The organism is Pseudomonas sp. FH1 (assembly GCF_000510895.2).
GTDB lineage: Bacteria > Pseudomonadota > Gammaproteobacteria > Pseudomonadales > Pseudomonadaceae > Aquipseudomonas > Aquipseudomonas azotoformans_A.
The window spans coordinates 44,236-62,971 of sequence record NZ_AOHM01000009.1; the positions used below are offsets into that span (position 1 = coordinate 44,236).

The window sequence follows — 18,736 nt, forward strand, 5'->3', positions numbered from 1 at the left end:
CCGCTGCGCAGCCCAACGCGGGGCAAGCCCGCTCGCCACAACAAGCCCGATTAGCACAGTCAGCCTGGCCTGCATAAACAGAGGTCAAGCGACGCTGCGATGCCACAACGCGTAATACACCCGTCCGGACTTCTGTTCCCGGTGCAGGCGCCAGCTTGCCGGCAGGCCCAGGGTCGAAGGCGCGGTCTCGCTTTCAGTGTAGATCCATGCATCCGGCGCCAGCCACTGACGTTCTTCCAGCAGCGTGCACACGGTCGGCAGCAGGTTCTGGTTGAACGGCGGGTCGAGGAATACCACGTCGAACGGGCTGGCCGGCTGGGTTTCCAGATAGCGCAGCGCGTCGGCGGTTTGCACCTGGCCATTGGTGCAGCGCAGGGTGCCCAGGTGTTCCTTGAGGCTGGAGACTGCGATATTGCTCGCATCCAGCGCCTGAGCCTGGGCGGCGCCACGGGACAGCGACTCCAGGAACAACGCGCCACTGCCAGCAAACGGGTCCAGCACCTTGGCGCCCGCGATGTACGGCGCGAGCCAGTTGAACAGGGTTTCACGCACGCGGTCCGGCGTCGGGCGCAGGCCTACCACGTCGGGGAAGCTCAGCTTGCGGCTGCGCCATTCGCCGCCAATGATGCGCAGCTGGCCCACACCGTTATGCACGTTGTGGACAGGTTTTTTCGGGCGAGATGAACTGGCCATTAATGCTCCGGAACCCCGAGCGGCTGCTCGGCGGGTTTGTCAGTGGGGGGCGGTAGTGGCTTTTGCGCAATCGTCGGGCCGGCGGTCACGATGACCATCTTGTCGGCGCTCAAGTGTTTGTTCATGGCAGCCTTGACCTGCTCTACGGTCAGGGCCTGGGATTGTTTCATGAAATCTTCCAGATAGGTCAGCGGCAGGTTGTAGAAACCCATCGCACCCAGCTGCCCGACGATATCGGCGTTGCTCGCGGTGGACAGTGGGAAGCTGCCAGCCAGCTCACGCTTGGCGTCATCCAGTTCTTTTTGCGTCGGGCCGTTGTCGAGGTAGTCCTTCACCACGTCTTCCACCAGGCGCAGGGTGCCGCCGCTCATTTCGGCGCGGGTCTGCAGCTGGATCATGAACGGGCCGCGCACCTGCATCGGTGAAAAGCCGGAGTACACGCCGTAGGTCAGGCCGCGTTTTTCACGCACTTCGCTCATCAGGCGGGTGCCGAAACCACCGCCGCCAAGGATCTGGTTACCCAGGGACAAAGCCGCATAGTCCGGGTCGGCACGGTCGATGCCCAGTTGGGCGAACAGCAGGTGCGTCTGCTTGGACGGGAATTCGATGCGGTTCAAGCCTGGCTTGGGTTCGGTCGGCTGGGCGATTTTCGGCAAGGCCGGGCCTTTAGGCAGCGAGGCGGAAATCTTGCCGGTCATGGCTTCGGCCTCGGCGCGGGTCAGGTCACCCACCACCGCGATCACCGCGTTGCCGGCCGCATAGCCTTTGGCGTGGAATGCCTGCAACTGCGCCAGGGTAATCTTCGGAACGCTCTCTGGCGTGCCTTCGCTCGGGTGTGCGTAAGGGTGATCGCCGTACAGGCGCTTGAACAACTCAAGGCTCGCCAGCTTGCCGGGGTTCTGCTTCTGGTACTCGAAGCCGGCGAGGATCTGGTTCTTGATCCGCGCCAAGGAGTCGGCGGGGAAGGTTGGCTTGCCGATCACCTGATCAAACAGGCTCAGGGCGGCGTCACGTTTATCGCTGTCGCTGAGGCTGCGCAGGGATACCAGCGCCATGTCGCGATAAGCGCCATTGCCAAAGTCTGCGCCCAGGCCTTCGAAGTCACGGGCGATCTGGCTCACATCCTTGCCCGGCACACCTTCGTTGAGCATGGCGTTGGTCATCAGCGCCAGGCCCGGCACGTTGCCGTCCTGGCTGCTGCCGGCGGCGAACAGGATGCGCACGTCGAACATCGGCAGTTCATGGGCTTCGACGAACAGCACCTTGGCGCCTTCGGCGGTGGTCCAGGTTTGTACGTCGAGCTTGCGGTTGGTCGGTGCCTTGTCGTCCAGCTCTGCCAGGGATTGCAGTTTGTTGCTCGACTGGGCTTTTTCCAGCGCCGGGCTGGCGACAGAGTCGCTCGGGCGCAGGAAATACACGGCGCTGGCGGCGATCAGGGTGACAACGATCAGGCCGGGGAAAATCAGGCGGCTGCTTTTGCGATCACTCATGAGCGGTCTCCAGAGGCAAGACATGGGCGACGCTGAGACGTTCGCGGGTGAAATAGGTGCGCGCGGCTTTCTGGATATCGTCCGGGGTCACGCTTTGCAGGTCGGCAAGCTCGGTGTCCATCAGTTTCCAGGACAGGCCAACGGTCTCCAGGGAGCCAATGGCCGTGGCCTGGCTGGTGATGGAATCACGCTGGTAGACCAGGCCAGCAATCACCTGGGCGCGGATGCGTTCCAGTTCTTCGGCGGTCGGCGGCTTGGCCTTCAGCTCTTCCAGCAGGCGCCACAGGCCGGCTTCAGCTTGGGCGACGGTCTTTTTCTTCTGCTGGTTGGGGGTGGCAGTCAGCATGAACAGGGTGTCGCCACGGGTGTAGGCGTCGTAGTTGGTGGAGGCGGCAGAGACCAGCTCTTCACCGCGCTCCAACTGTTCGGAGATCCGTGCACTGTAGCCGCCGTCCAGCAACGCCGAGATCAAGCGCAGCGCCTGCACTGAACGTTTGTCTTCGGCGGTGGCCAGGCCGGGCACGTTGAAGCCCAGGATCACGCTCGGCAGCTGGGTCTGCACCTTCATGGTCAGCAGGCGCTCGCCGGGCTCGGCCAATTCCATCGGGATCTTGGCCGGTGGCACGTCACGCTTGGGAATCGGGCCAAAGTAGCGCTGGGCCAGGTTTTTCACTTCGTCCGGGGTGACGTCGCCGACCACCACCAAGGTGGCATTGTTCGGCACGTACCAGGATTGGTACCAGTGGCGCAGCTCTTCGACCTTCATGCGGTCCAGGTCGGCCATCCAGCCGATGGTCGGCGTGTGGTAGCCGCTGGCCGGGAAGGCCATGGCCTTGAAGCGCTCGTAGGCCTTGGACATCGGGTTATCGTCGGTGCGCAGGCGGCGCTCCTCTTTGATGACCTCGATTTCGCGGCTGAACTCGTCGGCCGGCAGGCGCAGGCTGGCCATGCGGTCGGCTTCCAGCTCGAAGGCGACGCCCAGGCGATCACGGGCCAGTACTTGGTAGTAGGCGGTGTAATCGTCGCTGGTGAAGGCGTTCTCTTCGGCGCCCAGGTCGCGCAGGATCAGCGAGGCTTCGCCGGGGCCGACTTTGGCGCTGCCCTTGAACATCATGTGTTCCAGGGCGTGGGACAAACCGGTCTGGCCCGGGGTTTCGTAGCTCGAACCGACCTTGTACCAGACCTGGGAAACCACCACAGGCGCGCGATGATCTTCGCGTACGACCACCTTCAGGCCGTTATCCAGGGTGAATTCATGGGTGGGTTGTGGGTCGGCAGCCAAGGCTGAAAGAGGCAGACAAACTGTGCTGAACAGCAGGCCTGCGGCGCGGCGGGCTAGAGCATTCATTCGTTTTTAAACCTGTTGGGCTGCCCGCTTGGTCTTAGCGTCGGCGGGCGAGGAGGTGCTAGGATACTGATCCGACTGAGTGACGGCCACTGCGGCTGTCTTGTTGAGGCCCTATTTTGGCCTTCAAAATGTTGCGCATGAACGAGCTGGCTAAAAAACAGTCTGTTACGCATCGAATTTTATTTACCGACGCGCCTACTGGCGCGTCGCTACCTTGAGATAGCCGTCTCCATGTTTGGTTCCAACGACGACAAGAAGACCCCAGCTGCGGCTGGCGAGAAAAAAGGCCTGTTCGGATGGCTGCGCAAAAAGCCGCAGGAAACCGTCGACGAACAGCCGCCGGTTCAACCTGAACCCATCCCTGAGCCTATAGTAGAAGCCGAACCGGTCGCGCAAGCTCCGGAACCGGTGGTGTTGCCGATGGCCGAGCCGGTGTTGCAGCCGGTGGTCGAAGCTGAGCCGGAGCCGGAGCCAGAGCCAGAGCACAAGCCGTGGCCGGAACTGCCGGTGGCCGAAGAGCCCGTGGCCCTGGTCGAAAATGTGCAGGCTGAGCACGTGACTCCGCCGATTCCGGCTGTGGTCGAGGTCGCTGCGCCCGCGGTGATCGAGCCAGAGCCCGTGGCAGCTGCCGTCGAAACCAGCAAGACCGGCTTCTTTGCCCGTCTCAAGCAAGGCCTGAGCAAGACCAGCGCCAGCATCGGCGAAGGCATGGCCAGCCTGTTCCTCGGCAAAAAGGTCATTGATGACGAACTGTTGGAAGACATCGAAACCCGTCTGCTCACCGCCGACGTGGGCGTCGAAGCCACCGCTGTGATCATCCAGAGCCTCACCCAGAAGGTCGCGCGCAAGCAGCTGACGGACGCCGATGCGCTGTACAAATCCCTGCAGGCCGAACTGGCCGCCATGCTCAAGCCTGTTGAGGCACCGCTGGTGATCACCCCGAACAAACCGTTCGTGATCCTAGTAGTGGGCGTCAACGGCGCTGGCAAGACCACCACTATTGGCAAGCTGGCCAAGAAGCTGCAATCCGAAGGCAAGAAAGTCATGCTGGCCGCCGGTGACACCTTCCGCGCCGCAGCGGTTGAGCAGTTGCAGGTGTGGGGCGAGCGCAACAAGATCCCGGTGATCGCCCAGCACACTGGCGCGGATTCCGCTTCGGTGATCTTCGACGCCGTGCAAGCCGCCAAGGCCCGCAACATCGACGTGTTGATCGCTGATACCGCCGGTCGCCTGCACACCAAAGACAACCTGATGGAAGAGCTGAAGAAAGTCCGTCGCGTGATCGGCAAGCTCGATGCAGACGCGCCGCACGAGGTTCTGTTGGTGCTTGACGCGGGCACGGGCCAGAACGCCATCAGCCAGGCCAAACAATTCAACCAGACGGTGCAACTGACCGGCCTGGCATTGACTAAGCTCGACGGCACGGCCAAGGGCGGCGTGATCTTCGCCCTGGCCAAACAGTTCGGGTTGCCGATTCGTTATATCGGCGTCGGTGAAGGCATCGACGACCTGCGCACCTTTGAAGCCGAACCCTTTGTACAGGCACTGTTTGCCGAGCGGGAGCGTTCATGATTCGATTCGAGCAGGTCGGTAAACGCTATGCCAACGGGCATGTGGGCTTGCATGAGCTGAGCTTTCGAGTGCGTCGCGGCGAGTTTCTGTTTGTAACCGGGCACTCCGGTGCCGGCAAAAGTACCCTGTTGCGCCTGCTGCTGGCCATGGAACGCCCGACTACCGGCAAGTTGTTGCTGGCGGGCCAGGACCTGGCCACCATTAGCAATGCGCAGATTCCGTTCCTGCGCCGCCAGATCGGCGTAGTGTTCCAGAACCACCAGTTGCTGTTCGACCGCACTGTGTTCAATAACGTGGCGTTGCCGTTGCAGATCCTCGGACTGTCCAAGGCCGAGATCGTCAAGCGCGTGGATTCGGCCCTGGAGCGTGTGGCGCTGTCGGACAAGACCGACCTCTATCCCGGCGACCTGTCCACCGGCCAGCAACAGCGCGTCGGCATCGCCCGCGCCATCGTCCATCGCCCGGCCCTGCTGCTGGCGGACGAACCTACCGGTAACCTCGACCCGCGCCTGGCGGCCGAGATCATGGGCGTGTTCGAAGACATCAACCGCCTGGGCACCAGCGTGCTGATCGCCAGTCACGACCTGGCGCTGATCGCGCGTATGCGCCATCGCATGCTCACTTTGCAACGCGGCCGCTTGATCGGTGACGGGGAGGCTGGCGTATGAGTGCGACCCGCAGCCCTAAAGTCTCCGAGCGCGTGGCGCCGAAACCGGCCGATCCGCAGCCGCCGAAGAAAAAACACGATCACGACGATGACGGCCCGGACTTCAGCACCCTGCTGCGCGCCTGGGTCGAAAGCCATCGCGCCAGCCTGGTCGACAGCCTGCGCCGCCTGGGCAAGCAGCCGATCGGCAGCTTTTTCACCTGCCTGGTGATGGCAGTGGCCCTCAGCCTGCCGATGGGTTTGTCGCTGCTGCTCAATAATGTGGAGCGCCTCGGCGGTTCCTGGCAGCGCGCGGCGCAGATCTCGCTGTACCTGAACATCGACGCCAGCGCCAAAGACGGCGAAGCGTTGCGCGACGACATCAAGAACATCCCAGGTGTGGCGGATGCCGAGTACATCAGCCGCGACCAGGCCCTTGAAGAGTTCCAGCAACAATCCGGCCTGGGCGAGGCGCTTAAAGAGCTGCCACAGAACCCGCTGCCGGGCGTGGTGCTGGTGACGCCGAATGAAGTGGACAAGCCGGCGCTGGAAGCCCTGCGGCAAAAACTCGCAGAGATGCCCAAGGTGCAACAGGCGCAACTTGATCTAGTCTGGGTAGAGCGCCTGGCGGCGATCCTCAAGCTGGGCGACCGCTTTGTGTTCGGTCTGACGGTGCTGTTGGTGTCTGCATTACTTTTGGTGATAGGTAATACCATTCGTCTTCATATTGAAAACCGTCGCACCGAGATAGAAGTGATTAAACTGGTCGGCGGCACGGACAGCTATGTGCGTCGTCCTTTTCTGTACATGGGCGCGCTTTATGGCTTTGGTGCCGGGATTTTGTCCTGGGGCGTGCTGGCTTTCGGCCTGGACTGGCTGAACGACGCGGTGGTCGGGCTGGCCGGACTCTACGGCAGTGATTTTGCGCTGGCCGGTGTGCCGGTAGCCGATGGTCTGAGTCTCTTGCTTGGCGCGGTATTGTTGGGGTATATCGGTGCTTGGATTGCGGTCGCTCGTCATTTACGCGAGTTGGCACCGAAGTAGTTAATGTCAGATTAATGTGGTTTCGTTTGTATTGACCGTATTGGCGGTTTAGGGAACTTGTCCTACGGTTCCCGGTCAATTTTCGCAGTGCTTCACTGCACGAGTTATGTGAGTCGGAGGTTTTTTCGTATGACCACTTCTTTGCAACCTGCTTATGCCTTGGTCCCGGGTGCGAACCTGGAAGCCTATGTGCACACGGTCAACAGCATTCCATTGCTGACGCCCGAGCAGGAGCGTGAACTGGCCGAGAGTCTCTACTATGAGCAGGATTTGGGGGCGGCTCGGCAGATGGTGCTCGCCCACCTGCGTTTTGTTGTACATATCGCCCGTAGCTACAGCGGCTACGGCCTGGCCCAGGCTGATCTGATCCAGGAAGGCAACGTTGGCCTGATGAAGGCTGTGAAACGCTTCAACCCGGAAATGGGTGTGCGTCTGGTGTCGTTTGCTGTGCACTGGATCAAGGCGGAAATCCACGAGTTCATCCTGCGCAACTGGCGCATCGTGAAAGTGGCGACCACCAAGGCCCAGCGCAAGTTGTTCTTCAACCTGCGTAGCCAGAAAAAACGCCTGGCGTGGCTGAACAATGAGGAAGTCCACCGCGTGGCCGAAAGCCTCGGCGTGGAGCCCCGTGAAGTGCGCGAGATGGAAAGCCGCCTGACCGGCCATGACATGGCCTTCGACCCGGCCGCTGAAGCGGACGACGACAGCGCCTTCCAATCGCCGGCCAACTACTTGGAAGACCACCGGTACGACCCGGCGCGTCAACTGGAGGATGCGGACTGGAGCGACAACTCCAACCACAACCTGCACGAAGCGCTGGAAGTGCTGGACGACCGCAGCCGTGACATCCTCTACCAGCGCTGGCTGGCAGAAGACAAAGCCACGCTGCACGACTTGGCGCAGAAGTACAACGTGTCGGCCGAGCGGATTCGTCAGCTTGAGAAAAGCGCGATGAACAAGCTGAAGTTGTCGATCGCCGCCTAAAACGCAGCGAAAAGACAAAAAAATGCCCCGATCGAAAGGTCGGGGCATTTTTTGTTTGGGACTTAGGGTCAGTCAGACCATGGTGCTTTGCGCGAGTTGTTCAGTTCGACCAAATAGCCATCCCCACCCAACTGACTCATCTGCTGCCGAATCCACGCTGCGCGCCGCGCCACATACGCCGTCGGATGACTGGCACTCCACACCCGAGGGTTAGGCAACACTGCCGCCAGATAGCTGGCCTGCTGGCGCGATAATCCCTTAGCGCTCACGCCGAAGTGATGCCGAGCTGCCGCTTCCGCGCCAAACACCCCCTCATCCCACTCAACACTGTTGAGATACACCTCAAGAATCCGCTGTTTGGGCCACAACACCTCGATCAACCCGGTAAACCAGGCTTCCAGGCCTTTGCGCAAATAACTGCGGCCGGCCCACAGGAACAGGTTCTTCGACACCTGCTGGCTCAAGGTACTGGCGCCGCGAATCGAGCCGCCGCGCTCGTTGTGCAGGATCGCCGCCTGGATCGCACCGAAGTCAAAACCCCAATGCTGCGGGAAGCGCTGGTCTTCGCCGGCCATCACCGCCACTTTGAGGTCGTCGGAGATCTCATCCCACGGCACCCAGCTGCGCTGCAGGTCAATGGGTTCGCCGTCGAACCAGGATTCAACCTTGCGTTCCACCATCAGCGCGGTGAACGGCGGCGGGACGACACGAAACAGCAACACCAGCAGCACACTGCCGATGGCAAACCATTTCACGACGTTGAGAAAGCGTTTGAAGAGGAGACGCAGCATAGAGATGGCTTGGCCGAACCCGTTGAGCGGGCCATTATACAGACCCGGCCCTTTGAGTCTGACTGGAGTTCCTCATGTTGCGTGGCTTTCTGATGTTGGCTGCCTTTTTCGGCTTCACCGGTGTCGCGCTCGGCGCGTTCGCCGCCCATGGCCTGAAAAACCGCTTGAGCGCTGAGTACCTGGCGATCTTCCATACCGGCGTGACCTACCAACTGGTGCATACCCTGGCATTGTTCGGTGTGGCGTTGCTGGCGGCGCATATTCCTGGCCGGTTGGTCAGCTGGGCGGGCATCTCGTTTACTGTCGGTATCCTGTTGTTCTCCGGCAGCCTGTATGTGCTGACCCTGACCGGGATCAGTAAACTCGGGATTATCACGCCGTTTGGCGGGCTGGCATTTCTGCTTGGGTGGTTCTTCCTGGGCCTCGCAGCCTGGCGCTTGCAGCTGACCGCTTGACGCTTGGAGCTGACCTTCAGGTCCCAATCGCGCTAGAATGCGGGCCCCTTAAAACGATGGCGGCCCGTGGCATGCGCATTCAGTTGAACGGCGAATCCTTTGAACTGCCCGACGGTGAAACCGTTGCGGCCCTGCTGACCCGTCTGGACCTGACCGGGCGTCGTGTCGCAGTGGAACTCAACCTGGATATCGTCCCGCGTAGCCTGCACGCCGAAACTGCGCTCACCGAAGGTGACCAGGTCGAAGTGGTCCACGCCATCGGCGGCGGCTAGTCGCGCAGCTTCCTGAATTCTGCAGAACCTCACCCCATTTCGAGGATTTCCCATGAGCATCGTTCGTAGCGACAAGCCCTTCGTCCTGGCCGGTCGTACCTTCCAGTCCCGTCTGCTGGTCGGCACCGGCAAGTACCGCGACATGGAAGAAACCCGCCTGGCCATCGAAGCCTCGGGCGCCGAGATCGTTACCTTCGCCGTGCGCCGCACCAACCTCGGCCAGATCGAAGGCGAGCCGAACCTGCTCGAAGTGCTGTCGCCGGATCGCTACACCTTCCTGCCGAACACCGCCGGTTGCTATGACGCTATCGAAGCCGTGCGCACCTGCCGCCTGGCGCGTGAGCTGCTCGACGGCCATAACCTGGTGAAGCTGGAAGTGCTGGCCGACCAGAAAACCCTGTTCCCCAACGTGATCGAAACCCTCAAGGCCGCTGAAACGCTGGTCAAGGAAGGTTTCGACGTGATGGTCTACACCAGCGATGACCCGATCATCGCGCGCCAACTGGCAGAAATCGGCTGTATCGCCGTCATGCCGCTGGCCGGCCTGATCGGTTCCGGCCTGGGTATCTGCAATCCGTACAACCTGCAGATCATCCTTGAAGAAGCCAAGATTCCGGTGCTGGTGGATGCCGGCGTGGGCACCGCCTCCGACGCGACCATCGCCATGGAGCTGGGCTGCGATGCGGTGCTGATGAACTCGGCCATCGCCCACGCCCAGCAGCCGATCATGATGGCGCAAGCCATGAACCACGCCATCGTCGCGGGCCGCCTGGCCTACCTCGCCGGTCGTATGCCGAAAAAACTCTACGCCAGCGCCTCCTCGCCGCTGGATGGTCTGATCAAGTAAGAGCCATTGATGACTGAATCAAACGAAACGCCGAATACCCTGGAAGAAGGCGACGAGTCCAAGCACCGCCGCATCAAGAGTTTTGTGATGCGCGCCGGTCGCATGACCGAAGGCCAGCAAAAGGGCCTGGAGCAAGGTACGCCGCTGTTCGTATTGCCCCTGGCCGATGCGCCGGTGGATTACGACCAGGTGTTCGGCCGTTCGGCCCCGCGTTCCCTGGAAATCGGCTTCGGCATGGGCCATTCCCTGCTGGAAATGGCCGCCGCTGCGCCGGACCAGGACTTTATCGGGGTGGAAGTGCACCGCCCAGGTGTGGGCGCGCTGCTCAATGGCGTGCTGACCCAAGGGCTGACCAACCTGCGCGTGTATGACTGCGACGCGATCGAAGTGCTCAACCGCTGCATCGCCGACAACAGCCTCGACCGCCTGATGCTGTTCTTCCCGGACCCATGGCACAAAGCCCGTCACCACAAACGCCGCATCGTCCAGGCCTCCTTCGCGGAGCTGGTACGTAGCAAGCTGAAAGTGGGCGGCATCCTGCACATGGCCACCGACTGGGAACCGTATGCGGAATACATGCTGGAAGTGATGAACGTCGCCCCCGGCTACCGCAACATCGCCGAAGATGGCAAATGCGTGCCACGCCCGGCTGAGCGTCCGATCACTAAGTTCGAGCGTCGCGGCGAGCGACTCGGGCATGGTGTATGGGATTTGAAGTTTGAGAAGGTTGACTGACAAGCTATTGGCTTGGAACGCGGTCAAAAATGTGGGAGCGGGCTTGCTCGCGAAAGCGGAGTGTCAGTCACCGGAAATGTTGACTGATGCACCGCATTCGCGAGCAAGCCCGCTCCCACATTTGTATCTGTGTTGGCTTTGGGATCAGCGCCGGTCTGCAACGACGCCAATCAACACCAGCACCACCACCAACACCGGCGCCAGGCTGTAGTTATTGAACTGGCTCAACCCCCGCACAATCCACGGCGTGGCGTAGATCAAGGCGGCGCCGCTGCCGATCATGCACACCAGCGCCATCAGCGGTACGCGCAACGCGCCCGCGATGCTGCCCAAGCGCGCTTCCACCCAGCCTTTGATATCTGCGCCGAACAGCACCAGCAGGCAGCCGACGAGAGCCAGTGAGATTTCCGACAGGTTGCTACGGCTCCAGCGGGACACGGTGGCGAGCAGGTCGAGTACCAAATCCATTCGATTTCCTTAAGAGCGATCAGCTCAAAAACGTCTGCAACAGGTCATTGAGAAAGAGTTGCCCACGGTCGGTCGCCGCCAGGCGTGACGGTTCGACCTGCATTAAGCCACTTTGTTCGGCCTCGCGGCGGCCTTCATCGAGGCTCGCGAGATCGAGGCCGGTACGCTCGGCGTAGAGCCTGGCCTCGACGCCCTCGGTGAGGCGCAACGCGTTCATCAGGAACTCGAATGGCAGTTCTTCATTGGTCAGTTCCTTCGCGCCGGCCTGAAAGCTTTTGGCCGGGTTGAGGTAGTCCTTCGGTGCTCGGGTCTTCCAGGTGCGCACGATGCGCCCGTCGGGGTGGCTGAGCTTGCCGTGGGCACCGGCGCCGATGCCGATGAAGTCGCCGAAGCTCCAGTAGTTCAGGTTATGCCGCGCCGGGCGACCCGGTTGGGCATAGGCCGACACTTCGTATTGCGCGTAACCGTGTTCGGCAAGCAGCGCCTGGCCGGCTTCCTGGATATCCCACAGCGTGTCGTCTTCCGGCAGCGTGGGCGGCTGGTTCCAGAATACGGTGTTGGGTTCCAGGGTCAGCTGGTACCAGGACAAGTGCGTTGGCTTCAACGCGATGGCCTGGCGCAAGTCGCTCAGGGCGTCGTCCAGGGACTGATCGGGCAAACCGTGCATCAGGTCCAGGTTGAAGTTATCAAACCCGGCCTGGCGCGCCATACCCGCCGCGCGCACGGCTTCATCGCCGTTGTGGATACGCCCCAATGCCTCAAGTTTTTCCTGCTGGAAACTCTGGATGCCGATGGACAGGCGGTTGATCCCCAGCTTGCGATAGGCGACGAACTTCTCTTGCTCGAAGGTGCCGGGGTTGGCTTCCAGGGTGATCTCGATATCACTGGCAAACGGGATGCGCGCTTCCACGCCCTTGAGCAGGCGGCCCAATGCGGTGGCGCTGAACAGGCTTGGCGTACCGCCGCCAAAGAAGATCGAACTCAGCTCGCGACCGTACACAGCGTGCAGATCCTGGTCGAGATCTGCCAGCAAGGCGTCCACATACTCCTCTTCCGGCAGCACCTTGCTGGCGGTGTGGGAGTTGAAGTCGCAATAGGGGCATTTGCGCACGCACCACGGGATGTGGATATACAGCGCCAGGGGCGGCAGTACCGGCAAGGCCGCCCGAGGTGTTTGCGCACCGCCGTGGATCAGCGGCTGCGCAGAGGTGTTCTGGGTCATTTCAGGCTCAGGCGTTGGCGCAGCAAATCCATTGCGCGAGCGCGGTGGCTGATCTGGTTCTTGTCGATCGGGCTCAATTCGGCACTGGAAACATTGCGTTCGGGCACCCAGAACAGCGGGTCATAGCCAAAACCGTGTTCGCCACTGGCGGCATGCAGGATGCGGCCGTGCCACAGGCCTTCGCACAGGATCGGCAGCGGGTCATCGGCGTGGCGTACCAGGGCCAGCACGCAGACGAACTGCGCGCCGCGCTCTTCATCCGGCACGTCCTTGAGCGCGTCCAGCAGCTTGGCGTTGTTGGCCGCGTCGCCCTTGCCGTCGGCATAACGTGCCGAATAGATGCCAGGGGCACCGCCGAGGAAGTCCACCGCCAGGCCCGAGTCGTCCGCCAGCGCCGGCAGGCCGGAGATGCGTGCGGCGTTGCGTGCCTTGAGGATGGCGTTCTCGACGAACGACAAACCGGTCTCTTCCGGCTCCACCTGGCTGAACTCGCCAATGGAGCGCAGGTGCACGGAGTCGCCGAGCATCGCCTGCAGTTCTTTGAGTTTGCCGGCGTTATGGCTGGCCAGTACGAGTTGGGTGAGTTTCATCATTCGGCCGGGAACAGTTCTTGGTTGAATTGGAAGCTATGGGCTTTGCCACCGGTTTCAACGTTGATGGTAAACGTCTTGTATTCCCGCTGGGTCACGGAGTAGGGCGCGAGATAGTTGACGCCGCCTTTCTCGTTGATCTGCTTGAAGGTCAGGATCTCGCTCTTGCCGCCCAAGTCCTTGATGGTGCCGGTGACTTGCGCGGCCACCGGGGTCACGCCCTTGATCACGGTCACGTTGATCAGGCCCTTCTCCTTGCTGCGCACCACACCGACGGCCTGGGCCGTTTCCGGTTGCAGGAAGCTGGAGGTGAAGGTGTTGTAGTGCACGGTGATGTCACCGAAGTCTTTCTTGCGGTTAGCGTCTATTGCGTCTGCGGCCACGGCGCTGGCGCCCAGGCAGGCGGTCAATAGAAAAATAGCCAAACGACTCATGAGCGTCCCTCTTGAAGATGATTAGACGGCAATCTTGTGGTCGGTCAGGCCAGGACTGCTGACCCGGTAAATACCAATTTCGCCCAACAGGTTGGGCCATAGTTTACTCGCCCAGCCGTGGCGGTGCTGTTGATCGACGGCAAGGCGGTTGATCACCTTGGCTTCACGCTCGCCACACAGCGCTTCGAAGTCTTCGAAGGTGCAGAAGTGGATGTTCGGCGTGTTGTACCAGGTGTACGGCAGGAAGTCCGACACCGGCATGCGGCCCTTGGTGGCCAGGTACCAGCGGCAGCGCCAGTGGCCGAAATTCGGGAAGGTGATGATGCACTGGCGACCGACGCGCAGCATTTCGTCGAGGATGCGGTCCGGGTAGTGCACGGCTTGCAGGGCCTGGGTCATCACCACGATGTCGAAGCTGTTGCTGGCAAAGTTGCCCAGGCCCTTGTCCAGGTCCTGCTCGATCACGTTGATGCCCTTGGCCACGCACTGGGCGATGTTGTCCGGGTCGTTTTCCAGGCCGTAGCCGGTGACTTGCTTGTTGTCGCGCAGCCAGCTCAGCAGTTCGCCATCGCCGCAGCCCAGGTCGAGCACACGGCTGCCGGCGGGGATCCATTCTTGGATGATTTCCAGGTCGGCTCTCATGGCGTTCTCACACAGTAATCCGGTTCATGTAATTGCCGAACGCCTGCAAGTAACGCGGGATCGGAATCAGGAAGGCGTCGTGGCCTTGCGGCGCATCGATTTCCAGGTAGCAGACGTCTTTGCGCGCGGCCATCAGCGCATCCACCAGCTCACGGGAGCGGGCCGGCGAGAAGCGCCAGTCGGTGGTGAACGACATCACGCAAAACTTGGCCGTGGCGCCTTCGAAGGTTTTCGCCAGGTCGTCGTCGTGGTTGGCGGCCGGGTCGAAATAGTCCAATGCCTTGGTCATCAGCAGGTAGGTGTTGGCGTCGAAACGCCCGGAGAACTCCTCACCCTGATAACGCAGGTAGCTTTCCACCTGGAACTCGACGCTGTGGAAGTCGTAGTTGAGCTTCTCACTCTTGAGGCCACGGCCGAATTTCTCGCCCATGGAGTCATCGGACAGGTAGGTGATATGCCCCACCATCCGCGCCAGCATCAGGCCGCGCTTGGGGATCACCCCGGCTTCCTGGAACGATCCGCCGTGGAACTCTGGGTCAGTCAGGATGGCCTGGCGCGCCACTTCGTTGAAGGCGATGTTCTGCGCCGACAACTTGGGCGCCGAGGCGATGGCCAGGCAATGGCGAACGCGGTCCGGGTAAGTGATGGTCCATTGCAGCGCCTGCATGCCACCCAGGCTGCCACCGATCACGGCGGCCCATTGGTGGATGCCGAGCAAGTCGGCGAGGCGGGCCTGGCTGTGCACCCAGTCTTCCACGGTCAGTACCGGGAAATCGGCGCCGAACGGCTTGCCGGTTTCCGGGTTGATACTGCTAGGGCCGGTGGAACCGTTGCAGCCGCCGAGGTTGTTCAGGCTGACCACAAAGAATTTGTCGGTGTCGATGGGCTTGCCGGGGCCGATGCAACTGTCCCACCAGCCGGGCTTGCGCTCGTCGACCGAGTGGAAACCGGCGGCGTGATGATGGCCGGACAAGGCGTGGCAGATCAGCACGGCGTTGCTCGCCGTGGCGTTCAGCTGGCCGTAGGTTTCATAGATCAGGTCATAGGCAGGCAGCGAACGCCCGCAGGCCAGGGCCAGCGGTTCGCTGAAGTGCGCCACTTGGGGCACGACCAGTCCAACAGAATCGGGGGGAAAGGCAGCTGGCATCGACCCTGCTCTCGTTTAAATGAGGCGTAAGTCTAAAGACCGCTGCACCTAGCGGCAAGCAATGGCGAGGGAGCGGCCTCCCTCGCCAGGGAACATCAGATCAGCAGGCGCAGAATCTCTGGCATGCCGGTCATGGCTGCCAGGTTGTTGATCACCAGCATGTCGAGCAACTTGAGCACCATGAACGCCAGGATCGGCGAAATATCAAGGCCGCCCAGGTTCGGCAGCAGGCGGCGGAACGGCGCCAGGGCCGGCTCGCAGATCTGGTTCACCAGTTCGGCGCCAGGGTTGTGGCTGCCGGGGGCGACCCAGGACAGGATCACGCTGATGATCAGGGCGAAGAAGAAGATCTTCAGGAACAGCGCGGTCACGCCGATGATGGCCCAGACCAGCAGTTGCACGAAGTTGCCGGTGGTGCCATAGGTCAGCAGCAGGGTCAGCGCCATCAAGGCCAGCTGTACCAGGATTGCCAGCACCAGCGACGACATGTCCAGGCCAAACAGGCTCGGAATGATCCGACGCAACGGCTTGAGCAGCGGCTGGGTGGCCTTGACGATGAACTGGCAGAGCGGGTTGTAGAAGTTCGCACGCACCAGCTGCAGCACGAAGCGCATCAGGACGATCAGCAGGTACAGACTGCCGAGGGTTTGCAGCACATAGACGGCTGCGGTGTTCAAACCAATCATGTTGGCTCCTTATTTGCCCAGTTGTTCGGCGAGTTCCGCCGAGCGGTGCGCAGCGGCACCCAATGCTTTTTCCACCAGGGCTTCAAAGCCCCCGGCCTGGAACGACTCGATGGCCGCCTGTGTGGTGCCGCCTGGCGAGGTCACGCGACGGCGCAACTCGGCGGCGTCCACATCGCTGGCCACCGCCATATGCGCGGCACCCAGGGCAGTCTGCTCGGCCAGTTGCTCGGCCACGTCCTTGGACAGGCCCAGTTTCACGCCAGCGGCAGTCATGGCCTCGATCAGCAGGAAGAAATACGCCGGGCCGCTGCCGGATACGGCGGTGACCGCGTCCAGTTGCTGCTCCTGCTCCAGCCACAGGGCGAGGCCCACGGCGGACAGCAGCTCCTGCGCCTGGTCACGTTGTTCGGCGCTCACTTGCGCGGTGGCATACAGCCCGCTCACACCTTGGCTGACCAGTGCTGGCGTATTGGGCATGCAGCGCACGATCGGCTGGGCACCGAGCCAGGTGTTCATGCTGGCGCAGGTGATGCCGGCAGCGATGGACACCACCAGTTGCTGCGGCTGCAGGCTCGGACGCAGGCTTTCGCACACGGCTTTCATGGCCTGCGGCTTAACGGCCAGCACGATGACATCGACGCCCTGGATGGCCTCGGCGTTGTCGGCAAAGGTTTCAATGCCGTGCTCGGCGCTGACGCGGGCACGGGTGTCGGCGCCTGGGTCGCTGGCGCGGATCTGCGTGGCGTCCAGGCCCTTGGCCCGCAGGCCACCGATCAGGCTGGCCGCCATGTTACCGGCGCCGATAAAGGCAATACGCGTGTTGCTCATGACAGGTCCTTACTCAGAGGGAAGTCAGCCATTTCATGGCTGGCCGTAGTCGCGGGCACCAAACAGGGCGGTACCGATCCGCACCCAGGTGGCGCCTTGGGCAATGGCCGACTCTAGGTCGTGGCTCATGCCCATGGAAAGTGTGTCCAGCGGCAGGTTCAGGCTGTTTTGCAGGTCGCGTACCGCGGCGAACGCTGCGTCTTGCGCGGTCCGATCTTCAGTCGGCTCCGGAATCGCCATCAGGCCACGCAGTTTCAGGCGCGGCAGGGCGTTGATCGCATGGGCCAGGGCCGGCAGGTCGGCGGGTGTACAGCCGGACTTGCTAGCTTCGCCACTGACATTGACCTGGATGCAGATATTCAGCGGTGGCAGGTCGGCCGGGCGTTGTTCGGACAAGCGTTGAGCGATTTTGAGGCGGTCCACGGAATGCACCCAAGCGAAGTTCTCGGCGATAGCGCGCGTCTTGTTCGATTGAATGGGGCCGATGAAGTGCCAACTCAAGGGCAGGTCGGTTAATTCGGCCTGTTTGCCCAGGGCTTCCTGCAAGTAGTTCTCGCCAAAGTCGCGCATGCCGGCGGCATAGGCTTCGCGTACGGCTTGCGCGGGTTTGGTCTTGCTCACGGCCAGCAGGTGGATGCTGCTTGCGTCACGTTGCACGGCGTCGGCAGCGGCGCGGATGCGCTGGCTAACCTGGCCGATGTTGTCTGCTATCGTCGACATTCAAGATGCGCCCGTGGATATGGAGTCCGCGGCATTCTACTGGAAATGGAAAGCCCTATGGATATCACTGAATTACTCACGGCCAGCGTGCGCCGTGGTGCCTCCGACCTGCATGTGTCTGCCGGCCTGGCGCCGATGCTGCGGCTGGATGGCGAGGTCTGGCCGCTGGAGGGGCCGGTGCTTTCACCTACGCAAGTAGCGGACTTATTGAGCCCTTTGCTCACTCAGCACCAACAAAAGGATTTCGAAACATCTCTTGAAACAGACTTTGCCTTCGAACTGCCCGGCGTGGCGCGGTTCCGGGCCAATGTATTCCGGCAGGATCGCGGCATGAGTGCGGTGTTTCGCACCATCCCTTCTGAGGTCCAAAGCCTGGAAAGCCTCGGTCTTGGCGAAGTGTTCCAGCGTATCGCCCAATTGCCACATGGTCTGGTGCTGGTCACCGGCCCGACCGGCTCGGGCAAGTCTACGACTCTGGCGGCGATGATCGATTTTCTCAATCAGCATCGGCGTCAGCACATCCTCACCCTTGAAGACCCCATCGAATTTATCCACACGCCGAAAATGGCGTTGATCAACCAGCGTCAGGTGCATCGCGACACCCATGGTTTTTCCATTGCCTTGCGCTCGGCACTGCGCGAAGACCCGGACGTGATCCTGGTGGGCGAACTGCGCGACCTGGAAACCATCCGCCTCGCGCTGACGGCGGCTGAGACCGGGCACCTGGTGTTTGGCACCCTGCACACCAGTTCAGCGGCAAAGACCGTAGACCGGCTGGTGGACGTGTTCCCGGCCGGGGAAAAGGCCATGGTCCGCTCGATGCTGTCGGAGTCGTTGCAGGCGGTGGTGTCTCAGGTGCTGGTGAAGAAAGTCGGCGGCGGACGCGTGGCGGCTCATGAAATCATGCTGGGCACGCCGGCCATTCGGAATTTGATCCGGGAGGACAAGGTGGCGCAGATGGTTTCAGCGATTCAGACCGGTGGGGCGTTGGGGATGAAGACGCTGGATATGAGTTTGAAGGCGCTGGTTGGGGCGGGGGTGATCAGCCGGGAGGATGCGAGGGAGAAGGCGAGGGTGCCAGCAGATTTATGAGGAACCAATGTGGGAGCGGGCTTGCTCGCG

Annotated in this window: 22 protein-coding genes; 9 read left to right on the forward strand and 13 right to left on the reverse strand. The window is 61.7% G+C overall.

The window, feature by feature from the left end:
- Nucleotides 1-84 precede the first annotated feature (84 nt).
- Genes rsmD through H096_RS04680 form a run of 3 tightly spaced genes read right to left on the reverse strand, consistent with a single transcriptional unit; the run spans nt 85 to nt 3,531 of the window.
- Nucleotides 85-693 carry a 16S rRNA (guanine(966)-N(2))-methyltransferase RsmD gene (rsmD, locus tag H096_RS04670; protein ID WP_033897044.1) on the reverse strand — a complete coding sequence of 203 codons (609 nt, stop codon included), beginning with the start codon at nt 691-693 and terminating at the stop codon, nt 85-87.
- Nucleotides 693-2,183 carry a pitrilysin family protein gene (locus H096_RS04675; RefSeq protein ID WP_033897045.1) on the reverse strand — a complete coding sequence of 497 codons (1,491 nt, stop codon included), beginning with the start codon at nt 2,181-2,183 and terminating at the stop codon, nt 693-695. The genes rsmD and H096_RS04675 overlap by 1 nt, the downstream gene beginning before the upstream one ends.
- A complete protein-coding gene (locus tag H096_RS04680) occupies nt 2,176-3,531 on the reverse strand; it encodes a pitrilysin family protein (protein ID WP_016976024.1) in 1,356 nt (451 codons plus the stop codon). Before H096_RS04680 ends, H096_RS04675 begins: the two co-directional genes overlap by 8 nt.
- Before the next feature lie 231 nt (nt 3,532-3,762).
- On the opposite strand from H096_RS04680, the gene ftsY reads away from it, so the two are divergent.
- The 4 genes from ftsY to rpoH all read left to right on the forward strand — a co-directional run bounded on the left by ftsY (nt 3,763) and on the right by rpoH (nt 7,777).
- On the forward strand, nt 3,763-5,103 hold the full coding sequence (ftsY, locus tag H096_RS04685) for a signal recognition particle-docking protein FtsY (protein WP_033897046.1): 1,341 nt from the start codon (nt 3,763-3,765) through the stop codon (nt 5,101-5,103).
- Entirely contained in the window at nt 5,100-5,771 is a 672-nt protein-coding gene (ftsE, locus tag H096_RS04690) for a cell division ATP-binding protein FtsE (RefSeq protein WP_003234627.1), read from the forward strand. Before ftsY ends, ftsE begins: the two co-directional genes overlap by 4 nt.
- Nucleotides 5,768-6,793, forward strand: a complete 1,026-nt coding sequence (ftsX, locus tag H096_RS04695) for a permease-like cell division protein FtsX (RefSeq protein WP_033897048.1) — start codon at nt 5,768-5,770, stop codon at nt 6,791-6,793. Before ftsE ends, ftsX begins: the two co-directional genes overlap by 4 nt.
- Nucleotides 6,794-6,922: 129 nt before the next feature.
- The gene (gene rpoH, locus H096_RS04700) at nt 6,923-7,777 is read left to right on the forward strand and encodes an RNA polymerase sigma factor RpoH (RefSeq protein ID WP_016972967.1); all 855 of its coding nucleotides are present in this window, start codon (nt 6,923-6,925) and stop codon (nt 7,775-7,777) included.
- A gap of 68 nt (nt 7,778-7,845) precedes the next feature.
- On the opposite strand, the gene mtgA is transcribed toward rpoH, so the two are convergent.
- Entirely contained in the window at nt 7,846-8,568 is a 723-nt protein-coding gene (gene mtgA, locus H096_RS04705; protein ID WP_016976027.1) for a monofunctional biosynthetic peptidoglycan transglycosylase, read from the reverse strand.
- Between the two features lie 74 nt (nt 8,569-8,642).
- Between mtgA and H096_RS04710 the strand changes: the two genes are divergently transcribed.
- From H096_RS04710 to trmB, 4 genes are all read left to right on the forward strand, one after another.
- Nucleotides 8,643-9,023 (forward strand): DUF423 domain-containing protein, encoded by a 381-nt coding sequence (locus H096_RS04710; protein WP_033897049.1) that lies wholly within the window; start codon nt 8,643-8,645, stop codon nt 9,021-9,023.
- Between the two features lie 71 nt (nt 9,024-9,094).
- Nucleotides 9,095-9,295, forward strand: coding sequence for a sulfur carrier protein ThiS (thiS, locus tag H096_RS04715; protein ID WP_015886354.1), 201 nt, complete (start codon nt 9,095-9,097; stop codon nt 9,293-9,295).
- 52 nt (nt 9,296-9,347) lie between these two features.
- Nucleotides 9,348-10,142 carry a thiazole synthase gene (locus H096_RS04720; protein WP_016976029.1) on the forward strand — a complete coding sequence of 265 codons (795 nt, stop codon included), beginning with the start codon at nt 9,348-9,350 and terminating at the stop codon, nt 10,140-10,142.
- Nucleotides 10,143-10,151: 9 nt separating this feature from the next.
- A complete protein-coding gene (trmB, locus tag H096_RS04725; RefSeq protein ID WP_033897051.1) occupies nt 10,152-10,877 on the forward strand; it encodes a tRNA (guanosine(46)-N7)-methyltransferase TrmB in 726 nt (241 codons plus the stop codon).
- Between the two features lie 144 nt (nt 10,878-11,021).
- Here the strand turns inward: trmB and H096_RS04730 are convergent, their stop codons facing one another.
- The 9 genes from H096_RS04730 to H096_RS04770 all read right to left on the reverse strand — a co-directional run bounded on the left by H096_RS04730 (nt 11,022) and on the right by H096_RS04770 (nt 17,614).
- Nucleotides 11,022-11,345: a DUF3392 domain-containing protein gene (locus H096_RS04730; RefSeq protein WP_016972961.1), complete on the reverse strand. Its 324-nt coding sequence runs from the start codon at nt 11,343-11,345 to the stop codon at nt 11,022-11,024.
- Nucleotides 11,346-11,364: 19 nt separating this feature from the next.
- Nucleotides 11,365-12,567, reverse strand: a complete 1,203-nt coding sequence (gene hemW / locus H096_RS04735) for a radical SAM family heme chaperone HemW (protein ID WP_033897052.1) — start codon at nt 12,565-12,567, stop codon at nt 11,365-11,367.
- The gene (gene rdgB, locus H096_RS04740) at nt 12,564-13,160 is read right to left on the reverse strand and encodes an RdgB/HAM1 family non-canonical purine NTP pyrophosphatase (protein WP_033897053.1); all 597 of its coding nucleotides are present in this window, start codon (nt 13,158-13,160) and stop codon (nt 12,564-12,566) included. The genes hemW and rdgB overlap by 4 nt, the downstream gene beginning before the upstream one ends.
- Nucleotides 13,157-13,591: a DUF4426 domain-containing protein gene (locus tag H096_RS04745; protein WP_016976033.1), complete on the reverse strand. Its 435-nt coding sequence runs from the start codon at nt 13,589-13,591 to the stop codon at nt 13,157-13,159. Before H096_RS04745 ends, rdgB begins: the two co-directional genes overlap by 4 nt.
- Before the next feature lie 21 nt (nt 13,592-13,612).
- A complete protein-coding gene (metW, locus tag H096_RS04750; protein WP_010207236.1) occupies nt 13,613-14,233 on the reverse strand; it encodes a methionine biosynthesis protein MetW in 621 nt (206 codons plus the stop codon).
- Nucleotides 14,234-14,240: 7 nt separating this feature from the next.
- On the reverse strand, nt 14,241-15,380 hold the full coding sequence (locus H096_RS04755; protein WP_033897054.1) for a homoserine O-acetyltransferase: 1,140 nt from the start codon (nt 15,378-15,380) through the stop codon (nt 14,241-14,243).
- 95 nt (nt 15,381-15,475) lie between these two features.
- Complete coding sequence (locus H096_RS04760; protein ID WP_033897055.1) at nt 15,476-16,066, reverse strand: YggT family protein; 591 nt, start codon at nt 16,064-16,066, stop codon at nt 15,476-15,478.
- Nucleotides 16,067-16,075: 9 nt separating this feature from the next.
- Nucleotides 16,076-16,894, reverse strand: a complete 819-nt coding sequence (proC, locus tag H096_RS04765) for a pyrroline-5-carboxylate reductase (protein ID WP_033897056.1) — start codon at nt 16,892-16,894, stop codon at nt 16,076-16,078.
- A gap of 33 nt (nt 16,895-16,927) precedes the next feature.
- Complete coding sequence (locus tag H096_RS04770) at nt 16,928-17,614, reverse strand: YggS family pyridoxal phosphate-dependent enzyme (protein WP_033897058.1); 687 nt, start codon at nt 17,612-17,614, stop codon at nt 16,928-16,930.
- A gap of 57 nt (nt 17,615-17,671) precedes the next feature.
- On the opposite strand from H096_RS04770, the gene H096_RS04775 reads away from it, so the two are divergent.
- Entirely contained in the window at nt 17,672-18,706 is a 1,035-nt protein-coding gene (locus tag H096_RS04775) for a type IV pilus twitching motility protein PilT (RefSeq protein WP_033897059.1), read from the forward strand.
- Nucleotides 18,707-18,736 lie beyond the last annotated feature (30 nt).